Source organism: Streptomyces sp. enrichment culture (assembly GCF_964272855.1).
Taxonomy (GTDB): domain Bacteria; phylum Actinomycetota; class Actinomycetes; order Streptomycetales; family Streptomycetaceae; genus Streptomyces.
In genome coordinates this window covers 687,348-700,094 of sequence record NZ_OZ186847.1, presented here as the reverse complement: position 1 = coordinate 700,094, position 12,747 = coordinate 687,348, and the positions used below count along the sequence as shown (strand labels likewise).

Here is a 12,747-nt window from a genome sequence, read left to right as displayed (position 1 = left end):
CGTCTAGGGTGGGCGGTGTGACCGACACCACGAAGCCTCCGCTGGCCGTGTTCGACCTGGACAACACCCTCTCCGACACCGCGCACCGGCAGAAGTACCTGGAGCGCAGGCCGCGGGACTGGGACGCGTTCTTCGCGGCCGCGCCGCAGGACCCGCCGCTCCCGGAGGGGATCGCGCTGGCGCGGGAGAGTGCCGAGGAGTGCGAGGTGGTCTACCTGACCGGGCGGCCCGAGCGGTGCCGGCGCGACACGCTGGACTGGCTGGCCGCGCACGGGCTGCCCGAGGGGCGCGTCTACATGCGGCGCAACGACGACCGCAGGCCCGCCCGGCACACCAAGCTGGCGATCCTGCGCCGGCTCGCCCGGACCCGGGAGATCCACGTCCTCGTGGACGACGACGAACTGGTGTGCGAGGACGCCGAGCGGGCCGGCTTCACCGTCGTACGGGCGTGCTGGGCCACTCCGTCGGCGGACCTGAAGGTCGCGCAGGAGCGCGAGGGGCGGACCTGACGGGCTCAGTCCGCGTCCTCCAGCCGGAAGCCCACCTTCAGGCCCACCTGCCAGTGGGCGATCTGCCCGTTCTCGATCTGGCCGCGCACCTGGGTCACCTCGAACCAGTCCAGGTAGCGCAGGGTCTGGGAGGCGCGGGAGATGCCATTGCGGACGGCCTGGTCGACGCCCTCGGGGGAGGTGCCGACGATCTCGGTGACCCGGTAGGTGTGGTTCGACATGGGGTGCTCCTCTCCGCCGTGACGGCTGTGCCACGCGTCACTCCACCGTGCCCCAAGCCGCGTCGGACCGCGAGGCGTCGGGCCGGCGCCGAGCCGTCGGCCGGAATCGCTTGACCTCCGCATTGGTCCATACCAAAATCCGAGCACACCCGTACGAGTTCTCCGCTCACCCCCCACGTCGGGCTTCCGCACCCCTGTCCACAGACAGAACAGGACCCCTCGTGAGACGTCGCCGTCTGCTCGCCGTCACCTGCGCCCTGACCGCCGCCCTCGTCACCGGCTGCGGTCTGGTGCCCGGCAACGCCGCCCCCGAACGGCGCACCGTCGTCGTCTGGCTGATGAAGGACAGCGCCTCCCAGGAGTTCCTGGACCGCTTCACCGAGCAGTTCGAGCGCACTCACGGCGACCTCGACCTCGACATCCGCATCCAGGAATGGACCGGCATCGGCGAGAAGGTGCAGGCCGCGCTGGACTCGGACGACGCGGACGCGCCCGACGTCATCGAGGTCGGCAACACCCAGGTCCCGCAGTACATCGAGGGCGGCGGACTGCTCGACCTGACCCTGGAGTCCATGCGGGACTGGGGCATGGACGACTGGCTGCCCGGCCTCGCCGAGCCGGGCCAGCAGATGTCCGCCCAGTACGGCATCCCCTGGTACGCCGCCAACCGCGTCGTCATCTACCGCACGGACCTCTTCGAGCAGGCCGGTGTCACCGCCCCGCCGAAGACCCGCGAGGAGTGGCTGGAGATCACCGCGAAACTCGACTCGGGCGGCGACCAGGGCATCTACCTCGCCGGACAGGACTGGTACACCCTCGCCGGGTTCGTCTGGGACGAGGGCGGCGACCTCGCCGAGGAGAACGGCGGCAGCTGGCGGGGCAGCCTGGACACCCCGGCCGCCCTGCGCGGCATGGACTTCTACCGGAGCCTCCAGGCCCTCGGCGACGGCCCCGTCGACGCCGACGAGGAACACCCGCCCCAGGCCGGGGTGTTCGCCAAGGGCCGGGTGGCGCAGATCGTCGCGGTACCGGGACTCGCCCGGGCCGTGGTGCAGCAGAACCCCGACCTGGAGGGCAAACTGGGCTTCTTCCCCGTCCCCGGCAAGACCGCCGACAAGCCCGGCGCCGTCTTCACCGGCGGCTCCGATCTCGTCGTACCGGAGAACACCGACGTGCGCGACGGAGCGATCGCCGTCGTCGAGGCGCTGGCCGGCGCCGAGTGGAACACCGACCTGGCCCGCACCATGAACTACGTCCCCAACAAGACCACCCTGGCCGACAAGGTGGCGGGCGGGGAGGGCGTCGCCGCCATGGTCGCCGGCGCGGCACAGGGGCGGGCGACGCCCAGCACGCCCGACTGGGCGAAGGTCGAGGCCGACAACCCGATCAAGGAGTACATGACGAAGGTGCTCACCGGCGCCGACCCGGCGGCGGAGGCCCGCCGCGCCTCGCGCCGCATCACCGAGGCGCTGACGGCCCCCGCCGGCTGACCTCCCGGCCCGGTCCCGGCACGGGTCCGGGCCGGCCGGGCTCCCGGGCTACGGCACCACGCTCAGCGACAGCGCGAAGCGGCCCCCGCCGTCGGTCCACCAGTGCGTCAGCTCCAGCCCGGCGGCGGCCAGTTCACCGCGTACGCCGTCCTGGCGGAACTTCGCCGACACCTCGGTGCGCAGCTCCTCGCCCGCCGCGAACTCCACGGCGAGGTCGAGCGCCGGGATCTTCACGGTCTGCGCGTCGCGGGACCGCAGCCGCATCTCGATCCACTCCCGCTCGGCGTCCCACAACGCCACGTGGTCGAAGGCGTCGGGTTCGAAGTCGGCGCCCAGCTCACGGTTGACGACGGACAGCACGTTCCGGTTGAACGCGGCCGTCACCCCGGCCGCGTCGTCGTACGCCCGGACCAGCACCCCCTCGTCCTTGACCAGGTCGGTGCCCAGCAGCAGGGCGTCGCCCGGCGAGAGCAGCGCCCGCACCGAGGCCAGGAACTCCGCCCGCTCGGCGGGCAGCAGATTGCCGATCGTGCCGCCGAGGAACGCCACCAGCCGCGGCCCCGGCGTGTCCGGCAGCTCCAGCCGGGCGGTGAAGTCGGCGATCAGCGCGTGCACGGCGAGGCCGGGCCGCTCCGCGACGAGCGCCTGCCCGGCCTGGGTGAGCGCGCTCTCGCTGACGTCGACCGGCACGTAGACCTTCAGCCCGGGGAACGCGTCGATCAGATGCCGGGTCTTCTCGGAGGAGCCGGAACCCAGTTCGACCAGGGTGCGGGCGCCGGTCGCGGCGGCGATGCCGGCGGCGCGGTCGATCAGGATCTCCCGCTCGGCGCGCGTCGGGTAGTACTCGGTCAGTTCGGTGATGCGCTCGAACAACTCGCTGCCGCGGGCGTCGTAGAACCACTTCGGCGGCAGCGTCTTGGGGTTGCCGGTGAGGCCGTGCAGGACGTCCGCGCGCAGGGCCGCGCTCGTCGCGTCCTCGGGCAGGGTGCGGGTGACGAGGAACGGGCTCACGTATGGGGCTCCTTCGGTGGTGCGGGGGCCTGGCTCGGCTCCTTGAGCGGGGCGAGGCGCACTTCGGTGGGGCTCGCCGTGACCAGCGTGCGGTCCGGCACCTCGGTCCAGCGGGGGTCGTCGTCGTAGGGCTCGGACGCCACGACCGTGCCGCCACCCGGACGGACCAGGTACCAGAGGGTGTCGCCCCAGGTGGTGGCGGTGACGGCGGCGCCGTCGCTCAGCAGCAGGTTGAGCCGGGAGCCGGGGGCCGCCGCGGCGACCTCCGGCACGGTGTCGGCGAGCGCCCGCCCCGGATCGTCCCCGGCCCGCAGCCGGGCCAGGACCAGCGCCCAGACGAGCGCGGAGTCGTTGCGGGCCTCCAGGGACAGCAGATCCTCGGGCGGCAGGCTCCGGGACAGCGCGGCCAGCGATCCCGGCCAGCCCTTCACCGCGCCGTTGTGGCTGAACAGCCACCGGCCCGAGGCGTACGGCGCCGCCGCGGCCTCGGCGTCCGCGCCGGCGAGGGTCGCGTCCCGGACGGCCGCGAGCAGTGCCCGGGTGCGGACGACCCGCGCCAGATCGGCGAACGACTGGTCCGCCCAGATGGGCCCGGCACGCCGGTAACGGGCCGGCACCGGGTCCTCGTCGGCGTACCAGCCCACCCCGAACCCGTCGGCGTTGACCGTCCCGTACCGCTGCCGCCGGGGCGCCCACGACTGCCGGTACAGCGCGTGCGGAGGCTCGGCCAGCAGCGCGCCCAGCGGCTGCTCCGGCCCCACGTAGGCGATATGACGGCACATCAGACGTCCTGCGAGCGGGCCGTGCGGAAGCCGGCGAAGATCTGCCGCCGGATCGGATAGTCCCAGTTGCGGAACGTGCCCCGGCAGGCCACCGGGTCCACCGCGAAGGAACCGCCGCGCAGCACCTTGTGGTCGGGGCCGAAGAACACCTCCGAGTACTCCTTGTACGGGAACGCCTGGAACCCCGGGTACGGCAGGAAGTCGCTCGCCGTCCACTCCCACACGTCGCCGATCAACTGCCGTACGCCCAGCGGCGACTCACCGGCCGGGTAGCTCCCGGCGGGGGCGGGCCGCAGGTGCCGCTGGCCGAGATTGGCGTGCTCGGGCCCGGGGTCGGCGTCGCCCCACGGGTAGCGCCTCGAGCGGCCGGTCGCCGGGTCGTGGCGGGCCGCCTTCTCCCACTCGGCCTCGGTGGGCAGCCGCCGCCCGGCCCAGCGGGCGTACGCGTCCGCCTCGTACCAGCACACGTGCAGCACCGGCTCGTCCGGCGGCACCACCTCGGTCACGCCGAACCGGCGCCGCAGCCACTGCCCGCCGTCCCGGCGCCAGAACAGCGGGGCGGTGATGGAGTGGCGGCGGATGTGCGCCCAGCCCTCGGCCGTCCACCAGCGGGGCTCGGTGTACCCGCCGTCCTCGATGAACGCCTGGTAGGCGGCGTTCGTCACCGGCGTGGTGTCGATGTGGAAGGGCGGTATGTCACGGCGGTGCGCGGGGCGCTCGTTGTCCAGCGCCCACGGCTCGGCGGACGTGCCCATGGTGAACGGGCCGCCCGGCACGAGGACTTCGGCCGGTCCGGTGAACAAGGGGACCGGCTCGGGGTCCGGCGCGGTCAGCGCCTGCGGCCCCTTCCGCAGCTGATGGGTGATCAGCATGGTCTCGTCGTGCTGCTGTTCGTGCTGCGCGATCATCCCGAAGGCGAACCCCGCCTCGGTGAGCCGGGTGCCGTGGAAGGCGGCGCCCTCCAGCACGTCCAGCACCCGGCCGCGCACGTCGGCGGCGTACGTGCGGGCCTCGGCGGGCGGCAGCAGCGGCAGCGACGGCCGCTCCGCACGCGGATGCTCGAAGGCGTCGTACAGGCTGTCGATCTCCGGCCGGATCGCCTCCTGCCCGGCGACCGCCCGCAGCAGCCACTGCTCCTCCTGGTTGCCGATGTGCGCCAGGTCCCACACCAGCGGCGACATCAGCGGCGAGTGCTGGGCGGTGAGATCGGGCTCGTCGACGCACGTGGTGAGCAGCGTGGTGCGGTCGCGGGCGGTGGTCAGCGACGCCAGGGCGCGGGCGCGGAAGGACTCGGCGTCAAGGTCCCGGACGGTCTCGGGAGCGATGCCGGGAGCGGTCTCGGCAGACGTGCCGGCAGCGGCTTCGGCAGCGGTTTCGGGAGCGGTTTCGGTCATGAACTGAGGTCCTTCCCGTGCGGCGGGCGGCGGTCCGCCCCGAGCAGCCGGTCGAGCAGGTCGTCGGCGGGGCAGCGGCCGCGGACGACGTAGCGGTCGCGGTACACGGCGACGGCGTCCGTCACCTCGGTCGTGGCACCCAGCCGGGGCAGCGCGTCCAGCGCCGCCGCGAAGCAGCCCCGGGCCACCTCGCACAGCTCCGGATCGGCGAGCCCGTCGCGGGCCGCGTCGAACCACAGCGGATTGTGCGGCGCGGGCAGCCCGAGGGAACGCTCGGCCAGCGGCTTCACCGCGCGGTAGGCGGTCTCGGTGGCCTCCGGATCGTCGAAGAGCGCCGCGACCACGGCGAGCGGCACGATCCAGCCGTCGTCGCCGGGCTGCGCGTCGATCATCCGCAGCTCCAGGTGGCCCCGCGGCCGGACCGGCGGGAACAGGGTGGTCATGTGGTAGTCGAGGTCGTCGGAGGTCGGCGGGCGCGGTGTCCGCGACCGGGTCCACTCACGGAAGGTCAGCCCGTCGGGCACCTCCCACGGGCCGCCGTCCCGCCGCACGCACATCACCGGCGCGTCCAGCACCCGCCGGGTCCAGGCGCCGCGCGGATCGGCGTCCAGTACCGGCGCGCCCGCCCGGCCCGCGCCGATCTGCGCCCACCGCAGCTGCCGGGTGGACACCCAGCCCGTCGGCGTACGCCCCGCCAGCGGGGAGTTGGCGAACGCGGCCACCAGGACCGCGCCCAGCTGGTGCGCCAGCCACCAGCGCCGCACATGCCCCAGCGGACCGGGCTCCTCGTACCCGGCGTCGAGACACACCTGCACCGAGGCCGAGGCGCACATCATGGCTCGGCCGGCCGGGCCGGTGCGGTCGAGGCAGGTCTCCATGGCGTCGTAGCGCGGCTGGCGCAGGAACCGGCGCGGCGCGTGCCATGGGTCGTGGCCGACGCCGACCAGACCCAGGCTCCGCTCACGCAGGACCGCGCGGACGGCGTCCAGGTCGGCGGAGACGGTGCGCACACACTCCATCAGGGAGGCGGCGGGCGGCGAGCTCAGCTCCAGCTGGCCGCCGGGTTCCACGGTGAGCGCGGACGCCAGGGGCGTGGCGCGCAGGGCGGCGTAGGCCGCTTCGAGTCGTTCGGGTGTCACGGGGAGCTGCGGCCCGCGCAGCTCGTGGACCAGCCATTCCACCTCGACGCCGAGGGAACGGGGTGGTCCGGTCTTGAAGCAGATGCCCCGCACCAGCGCCTCCACCTCGGCCTCGGTGACGGCGGTGCGGGCATCCGTACAGTCGCTCACGGCATCGGACATGTGGGGTCCCTTCTGAGGTTCCTCCATGCCACCGGCCCGGGGCCCGGGAGCTCCGGACCGGCACACTCGTCCCACCCAAGACCCTCTCGCCCGTTCGGACAAGGGTGCAAATCGAGGCCTTCCGGACGGCATGCCGGGTCCGCGCGGGGCCGCGAAACTCTGTTGCACCGCACGACCAGGATCGCTCAGGATTCGTTCATGAGCACGACGGGGGAGGCCGCGCGGCGCGCGGCCACGGCGGCTACGGGGGTGGCGCCGTGAGCGCGCGCCTGCGCGGCATCGCACGCGAGACGGAACAGATCGTGGCCGCGGGGGCCTACCGAGCGCCGGACGGCCGCACGGTGCCCCTCGCGGAGGCCATCGAGGCGGCCCGGGCCGGAACCCGGATGCATGGCCCGGAGCCGGTGACGCTGCCAACGGTGCCCGCGCCGGCGGCGGACACCCTGGTGGAGGTCACCGGGGAGAGCAGCCTGGAGGCCGCCCGCCGCCTCGGCGCCGGTACGGCGGTGCTGAACTTCGCCTCGGCCCGCAACCCGGGAGGCGGCTACCTGAACGGCGCCCAGGCCCAGGAGGAGGCCCTGTGCCGCGCCTCGGCGCTGTACACCTGCCTGCTGCGGGCCCCGGAGTTCTACGACCACCACCGCGCCCACCGCGACCCGTTCTACACGGACCGCGTCATCCACACCCCGGCCGTCCCCGTCTTCCGCGACGACCGGGGCGGGCTGCTCGACGAGCCGTTCACGGTCGGCTTCCTGACGGCGGCCGCCCCCAACGCGGGCGTCGTCCGCCGCACCGCCCCGCACCGCGCCGTCGAACTGCCCCGCACCCTCGCCACCCGCGCCGAACGCGTCCTGGAGACGGCCGCCTTCCACGGCCACCGGCACCTGGTGCTCGGCGCGTGGGGCTGCGGCGTCTTCCAGAACGACCCGGCCCAGGTGGCGGGCGCCTTCCAGGGCCTGCTGCGCCCCGGCGGCCGGTTCGCGGGCGTCTTCGAGCACGTGGTCTTCGGAGTGCTGGACCGCACGCCCGGCGCGGCGGTCCGGGCGGCGTTCGCACGGACCTTCCCGGAGCGCCGGCTCAGCCCGTAGGGAAGGCGTCGGGAGTCCGGATCCGGTCACGGATCCAGGCCCCGGCCGGCTTCAGGGAGGCGGTGCCCGTCCAGGGGCCGCCGGCGTCGCAGGTGCCCGGCTCGAACACCGCTCCCGAGCGGTGGTCGTCGGAGAAGTTCCAGTTGACCCAGCTGATCTTCTTGCGGGCCATCAGATCGAGGTACTGCTGGGTGCGGCTGAAGTCGTTCGGCCCGTCGCCGCTGGCCTCCTGGGTGCCGAACTCGGTGACGAAGACCGGGATCCGGTCCGAGGCCCGGTCGAGCGCGTCCAGGTACTCCCGGCCGTGCGAGGCGGCGTAGAAGTGGAACGTGTACATGATGTTGCTCGCCCGGACCGGATCGCCGACGACGTCCGTCTCGTCGCGGCCGTCCGAGACGCCGAGGGAGGACCAGCCGTGGGTGCCGACGAGGATCGGCGTGTGCGGGTCCTGCGCGCGGATCACGGGGATGAGCTGCTCCGCGTAGGACTTGATCCGTGACCAGCTCACCCCGTTGGGCTCGTTGGCGATGTCGTACAGCAGGTTGGTCTTCCCGCGGTGGCGCTGGGCGATCTCGGTGAAGAACGTCTTGGCCCGCCGGAGGTTGTGGTTCGGGTCGCCCGGGGTGAGCTGGTGCCAGTCGACGAGGGCGTACATGCCGCGGGCCGTGGCCATCTCGATGAGCTGGTGCACCCGGTCGGTGAACTTGCGCGGGTTCGTCTCGTAGCCGCCCTCCTGGACGTAGAGCGAGATGCGCAGCACGTCGGCGTTCCAGTCGCCGGCGAGCGCGTCCAGGGAGCCGTCGGTCAGGCACTGGCTGTACCACTGCAGGCCGTGACTGCTCATGCCGCGCAGCTGTACGGGTTTGCCGTACTGGTTGCAGAGCTTGACGCCGCACACCTTCAGCCGGCCGTTGATCGCGGCGGGGGTGTTCGCGGAGGCGGAGGCGGATGCGGAGAGGGAGGCGGAGGGGGCCGTGTGGCCGGGGGGTGCCTGGACCGGGCTGTGGAACAGGCCGAGACCGGCGACGGCGGTCCCGGCGAGGAGAGTCGACAGAGGTCTGCGCATGACGTCCTCCGGTGGGGGCGGTGGGGGGTGGCAGTGGGGGGTGTCGCGTCTCGCGTCGCGCGTCTTTGCGTCTTGCGCTCTCGCCGTGTGGTGGACTGTTAGGAAGGTTTCCTTACGGCGAGGGGAAAGTAGCGCTCTGACGGGGCACGGTCAACCCTGCCCGGTGAGACCCGCTTCCTCGCCTCAGCTCCAGCCGTAACGCTCACTCAGCCGGTGCCGCACCAGGTCGAACCGCATGCGGTCCAGCGCGCAGGCCTCCCGCCGCATGCCCCGCTCGTGGAGCCGCAGGACCCGGTCCACGTCCACCCACGAGTCCCGCCCCGACCGGTCCCACGGGCCGTGCCCGATCGGCACCCACTCCCGGTCGCCGTCGTGCCGCTTGCTGGACAACTGCAGGGCGAGGAACGTGCCCACCGCCTCCCTGGCCACCACCAGCACCGGACGGTCCTTGCCCCGCCCGTCGTTCTCCTCGAACGGCACCCACGTCCACACGATCTCCCCGGGATCGGGGTCACCGTCGCACGCGGGCGAGTACTCGGTCCGCACCCGGCCGACCTCACGCGGGTCGGCCTCGGTGGTCGCGAACGGGCCTTGGCGGCCGGGGGCAGTGTCGTCGGTCAGCGCGGTCACGGGGTCACGGTAGCGGGGAGCGCGCAGGGGGGTCGCGAACGGGTGCGAAGCGACGGCGAACCGGATGTGACCGGGTGCGAACACCCTTACGCCGCAGGTGACTTCGCCGGCTCCCCCAGCGGCGGCCGCTGCCCGTGCCAGCGCAGCTCCGCCTCCAACTGGGCGGCCAGCGACACCAGCAGAGGTTCGCTGTGCGCGGGGCCGAGCAGCTGCGCGCCGACGGGCAGGCCGCCGACGAACCCGGCGGGCACGTTGACGCCGGGCCAGCCCAGCACGTTCCACGGCCAGGCGTACGGGCACGCCGCGATCATCGCCCGGTCGGTGGCCAGCGGGCCGAGCCCGAGCAGGGCGCCGATCCGGGGCGGGGGAGTGGCCGTCGTGGGCGCGAGGACCACGTCGTACGACGTGAAGAACCCGCCGATGCGGCGGTGCAGGACCGCCTCCGCCCGCCGTGCCGCCTTCAGCGGTGCCCCGCCGAGCAGCCGGCCCAGCCGGGCGGCGCCCCGGGTGCGCGGGTCGAGCAGCGCGGGGTCGGGGGCGTCGCGCGCCCATTCGGCGATCCCGGCGGTGGCCCGGGGCACGAAGGTCAGTCCGATCTGCCCGTAGGGCGGGTCGGCCTCCTCTACGACGTGCCCCAGCCCGGCCAGCCGCTCGGCGAGTTCGGTGACCCGGGCGCGGATCTCGGGGTCCAGGCGGGCCGGCAGCGCGGTGAACGGCGGCTTCAGGGACAGGGCGATACGCAGCCGGCCGGGGTCGCGGCCGGCCGCATCGAACGTCTTCAGCGTCGGCGGCCGGTGCGGATCCCGGTCGTGGTTGCCGCTCGCCGTGTCCAGCAGCAGGGCCGCGTCGGCGACCGTGCGGGCCAGTGTGCCGTTGACCGTGATGCCCTGGAAGGACTCGCCGCGCGGCCAGGTCGAGATGCGTCCGCGCTGCGGTTTGATGCCGATCAGGTGGGTCCAGGAGGCGGGGATGCGGACCGAGCCGGCCCCGTCGGAGCCGAGCGCGGCCGGCACCAGGCCCGCCGCGACCGCGGCCGCGCTGCCGCCGGAGGAGCCGCCCGGCGTGTGGTCGGGGTGCCACGGGTTGCGGGTGGCGCCGAACGCGGGCCCCTCGGTGAACGGCCACTGTCCCAGCTCGCAGGTGTTGGTCTTGCCGACGATCACGGCGCCGGCCGCGCGCAGCCGCCGTACCGCCTCGCCGTCCTCGGCGGCCGGCGGGAAGACGCCCTGGCAGCCGAACGCGGTCGGCTCGCCCGCCACGTCCATGTCGTCCTTGACGGCCACGGGCACCCCGAGCAGCGGCCGGCGTACCCCGGCGGCCAGCTCTCGGTCCGCCGCGTCGGCCTCGGCGAGCGCCGCCTCGGCGCGGACGATCCGGAAGGCGTTGAGGGAGCCCTGGGTCGCCTCGATCCGGGCCAGGGCCTCGGTGACGAGCGCCCGCGAGGTAACCTCGCCGGCGGCGAGGGCGCGGGCGGTCTCGGCCAGTCCTGCGGAAGGGGCGTGCGTCATGCGGGGCACCTCCGGGAGCGCGTTGTCTACCGAACGGTAACCTCTGGCGGCCCCGCTGGGAACGTCCGTGCCGGGCGGGGTGGTTCGCCGAAGGTCATGAATGTTCTGGTAGGCGTCCGCGGCCGGGCGCAAACCATCGATGACCCGACCGGGGCGGTTTTCACGTCCTCCGCACGCGAAGGCCACCCACGCGAGGGCGAACCCCGGCCGGCGCCCGCGGCGAGCCCGGGTCAGCCGTTCGCCGCCGGCCCGGTGATGTCGACCATCCACATGACGCCGAACCGGTCCGTGCACATGCCGAACACGTCGCCCCACATCTGCTTCTCCATCGGCACGGACACGGTGCCGTCGGCGGACAGCTTCTCCCAGTAGCCACGCAGCTCGGTCTCGTCGTCGCCGCTCAGGCTGACCGCGAAGTTGTTGCCGGTCGAGTGCTCCGTGCCGGGCGGGGCGTCGGCGCCCATCAGGGTGAAGCCGCTGGGGGTCTCCAGCATGGCGTGCATGATCTTGTCGGCCTCCGGGGTGTCCGGGCGGCCGAAGTCGCCGTAGGTGTTGAGTTTGAGCTCGCCGCCGAACACCTCCTTGTAGAACTCCATGGCCTGCCGGGCGTCGCCGCCGAAGCTGATGTACGGGTTGAGACGCGAGGGCATGAATCCTCCCGGTATGGGGTGAATGACCGGACAGGCGCAGAGTAGCGCGGGGCACTGACACCGGCTCGCCGTGGCGGTCGGGGCGGGACGTACCCTGGAGCGCCGCACGGCCCGAGCACCGCCCACAAGGCGACGCCCGGCGCGGCGAGCCGTCGTACCCGACGCCGAAGGAGCTCGATGAACCCCGGCCCCACCGCCGCCCGCGCCGTGCGCACCACGCTGCTGGAGGACTTCTCCCTGGAGATGACCGGCAAGGACGTGCCGCATCTGGAGGAGGCCCGGCACCTGATCCCGCGGGGCACCCGGATCAACGTCACCTTCCTCGGCAACGAGGACCTGCGGATGCGGCTGGACGCCGCGCGCGCAGTGAAGCGGCTCGGCTTCCTGCCCGTCCCGCATCTGTCGGCCCGCCGTATCCCCTCCCGGGCGGCGCTCGAGGAGTTCCTGGAGGCCCTGCTGGCCGACGGCGTCGGGGAACACCTGTTCGTCGTCGGGGGTGACCCGGCCCGCCCGGAGGGCCCGTACGAGGACGCGCTCTCCGTGATCCGCACCGGACTGCTGGAGCGCTACGGCGTCCGCCACGTCGGCGTCAGCGGCTACCCGGAGGGCCACCCCGCCATCGCCGACGGCGTGCTGTGGTCGGCCCTGACCGACAAGCACGCCGCGCTCGCGGAACGGCGGCTGGGCGGCCATGTGATCACCCAGTTCGGCTTCGACGCCGACCCGGTGCTCGCCTGGGTGGCCGAGACCCGCGCCCGCGGGGTGGACCTGCCGATCCGGGTCGGGGTGCCCGGCCCGGCCGGAGTCCGGCGGCTGATGTCGTACGCCACCCGCTTCGGTGTCGGAACCAGCGCCTCCATCGCCCGCAAGTACGGGTTCTCCCTGACCAACCTGATGGGCACGGCGGGTCCCGACCGCTTTCTGCGCGCCCTCGGCGAGGGCTACGACCCGGCGGTCCACGGCGACCTGAAGGTGCACTTCTACACGTTCGGCGGGCTGCGGGCCACCTCTGAGTGGGCGGCCCGCTTCTCGCGGGAGGACGGGGCCTCTGTGACGATGCTGTGAGGCCGCATACACAGGCCCCACAAGCACCAGGA

The 12,747-nt window shown here is 73.6% G+C and carries 13 protein-coding genes; 4 read left to right on the top strand and 9 right to left on the bottom strand.

Translation table 11 applies throughout. The features are described 5' to 3' along the window. The first annotated feature begins 17 nt into the window (after positions 1–17). Positions 18–509 (top strand): LNS2 domain-containing protein, encoded by a 492-nt coding sequence (locus tag ACSU6L_RS02890; RefSeq protein WP_437053191.1) that lies wholly within the window; start codon positions 18–20, stop codon positions 507–509. A 5-nt stretch (positions 510–514) separates the two neighbouring features. Here ACSU6L_RS02890 and ACSU6L_RS02885 read toward each other — a convergent pair whose 3' ends face one another. After that, a complete protein-coding gene (locus tag ACSU6L_RS02885; protein WP_073940061.1) occupies positions 515–730 on the bottom strand; it encodes a dodecin in 216 nt (71 codons plus the stop codon). 221 nt (positions 731–951) lie between these two features. Between ACSU6L_RS02885 and ACSU6L_RS02880 the strand changes: the two genes are divergently transcribed. Next, positions 952–2,220 carry an extracellular solute-binding protein gene (locus tag ACSU6L_RS02880; protein ID WP_437053189.1) on the top strand — a complete coding sequence of 423 codons (1,269 nt, stop codon included), beginning with the start codon at positions 952–954 and terminating at the stop codon, positions 2,218–2,220. Between the two features lie 48 nt (positions 2,221–2,268). Here ACSU6L_RS02880 and egtD read toward each other — a convergent pair whose 3' ends face one another. Genes egtD through egtA form a run of 4 tightly spaced genes read right to left on the bottom strand, consistent with a single transcriptional unit; the run spans position 2,269 to position 6,708 of the window. Further along, positions 2,269–3,231, bottom strand: coding sequence for an L-histidine N(alpha)-methyltransferase (gene egtD, locus ACSU6L_RS02875; protein ID WP_437053187.1), 963 nt, complete (start codon positions 3,229–3,231; stop codon positions 2,269–2,271). After that, on the bottom strand, positions 3,228–4,013 hold the full coding sequence (gene egtC, locus ACSU6L_RS02870; protein WP_073940058.1) for an ergothioneine biosynthesis protein EgtC: 786 nt from the start codon (positions 4,011–4,013) through the stop codon (positions 3,228–3,230). The genes egtD and egtC overlap by 4 nt, the downstream gene beginning before the upstream one ends. Further along, positions 4,013–5,407 (bottom strand): ergothioneine biosynthesis protein EgtB, encoded by a 1,395-nt coding sequence (gene egtB / locus ACSU6L_RS02865; RefSeq protein WP_437053185.1) that lies wholly within the window; start codon positions 5,405–5,407, stop codon positions 4,013–4,015. Before egtB ends, egtC begins: the two co-directional genes overlap by 1 nt. Then, positions 5,404–6,708 (bottom strand): ergothioneine biosynthesis glutamate--cysteine ligase EgtA, encoded by a 1,305-nt coding sequence (gene egtA / locus ACSU6L_RS02860; RefSeq protein ID WP_437053183.1) that lies wholly within the window; start codon positions 6,706–6,708, stop codon positions 5,404–5,406. The genes egtB and egtA overlap by 4 nt, the downstream gene beginning before the upstream one ends. A gap of 257 nt (positions 6,709–6,965) precedes the next feature. On the opposite strand from egtA, the gene ACSU6L_RS02855 reads away from it, so the two are divergent. After that, positions 6,966–7,796 (top strand): TIGR02452 family protein, encoded by an 831-nt coding sequence (locus ACSU6L_RS02855; protein ID WP_437053181.1) that lies wholly within the window; start codon positions 6,966–6,968, stop codon positions 7,794–7,796. On the opposite strand, the gene ACSU6L_RS02850 is transcribed toward ACSU6L_RS02855, so the two are convergent. The 4 genes from ACSU6L_RS02850 to ACSU6L_RS02835 all read right to left on the bottom strand — a co-directional run bounded on the left by ACSU6L_RS02850 (position 7,786) and on the right by ACSU6L_RS02835 (position 11,650). Beyond that, entirely contained in the window at positions 7,786–8,862 is a 1,077-nt protein-coding gene (locus ACSU6L_RS02850) for a glycoside hydrolase family 5 protein (RefSeq protein WP_437053179.1), read from the bottom strand. The two genes, ACSU6L_RS02855 and ACSU6L_RS02850, sit on opposite strands and share 11 nt — an antisense overlap. A gap of 183 nt (positions 8,863–9,045) precedes the next feature. Beyond that, positions 9,046–9,492 carry a type II toxin-antitoxin system PemK/MazF family toxin gene (locus ACSU6L_RS02845; protein ID WP_437053177.1) on the bottom strand — a complete coding sequence of 149 codons (447 nt, stop codon included), beginning with the start codon at positions 9,490–9,492 and terminating at the stop codon, positions 9,046–9,048. Between the two features lie 86 nt (positions 9,493–9,578). Further along, entirely contained in the window at positions 9,579–11,000 is a 1,422-nt protein-coding gene (locus ACSU6L_RS02840; protein WP_437053175.1) for an amidase, read from the bottom strand. A gap of 230 nt (positions 11,001–11,230) precedes the next feature. After that, positions 11,231–11,650, bottom strand: a complete 420-nt coding sequence (locus ACSU6L_RS02835; protein WP_437053173.1) for a VOC family protein — start codon at positions 11,648–11,650, stop codon at positions 11,231–11,233. 177 nt (positions 11,651–11,827) lie between these two features. On the opposite strand from ACSU6L_RS02835, the gene ACSU6L_RS02830 reads away from it, so the two are divergent. Continuing rightward, a complete protein-coding gene (locus ACSU6L_RS02830) occupies positions 11,828–12,715 on the top strand; it encodes a methylenetetrahydrofolate reductase (RefSeq protein ID WP_437053171.1) in 888 nt (295 codons plus the stop codon). The last annotated feature ends 32 nt before the right edge of the window (positions 12,716–12,747 follow it).

Bases quoted from the DNA above. Each gene is read 5' to 3' on its own strand.
- ACSU6L_RS02885 (WP_073940061.1), bottom strand. From the start codon at position 730: ATGTCGAACCACACCTACCGGGTCACCGAGATCGTCGGCACCTCCCCC.
- egtC (WP_073940058.1), bottom strand. From the start codon at position 4,013: ATGTGCCGTCATATCGCCTACGTGGGGCCGGAGCAGCCGCTGGGCGCG.
- egtB (WP_437053185.1), bottom strand. From the start codon at position 5,407: ATGACCGAAACCGCTCCCGAAACCGCTGCCGAAGCCGCTGCCGGCACG.
- egtA (WP_437053183.1), bottom strand. From the start codon at position 6,708: ATGTCCGATGCCGTGAGCGACTGTACGGATGCCCGCACCGCCGTCACC.
- ACSU6L_RS02850 (WP_437053179.1), bottom strand. From the start codon at position 8,862: ATGCGCAGACCTCTGTCGACTCTCCTCGCCGGGACCGCCGTCGCCGGT.
- ACSU6L_RS02840 (WP_437053175.1), bottom strand. From the start codon at position 11,000: ATGACGCACGCCCCTTCCGCAGGACTGGCCGAGACCGCCCGCGCCCTC.
- ACSU6L_RS02835 (WP_437053173.1), bottom strand. From the start codon at position 11,650: ATGCCCTCGCGTCTCAACCCGTACATCAGCTTCGGCGGCGACGCCCGG.
- ACSU6L_RS02830 (WP_437053171.1), top strand. From the start codon at position 11,828: ATGAACCCCGGCCCCACCGCCGCCCGCGCCGTGCGCACCACGCTGCTG.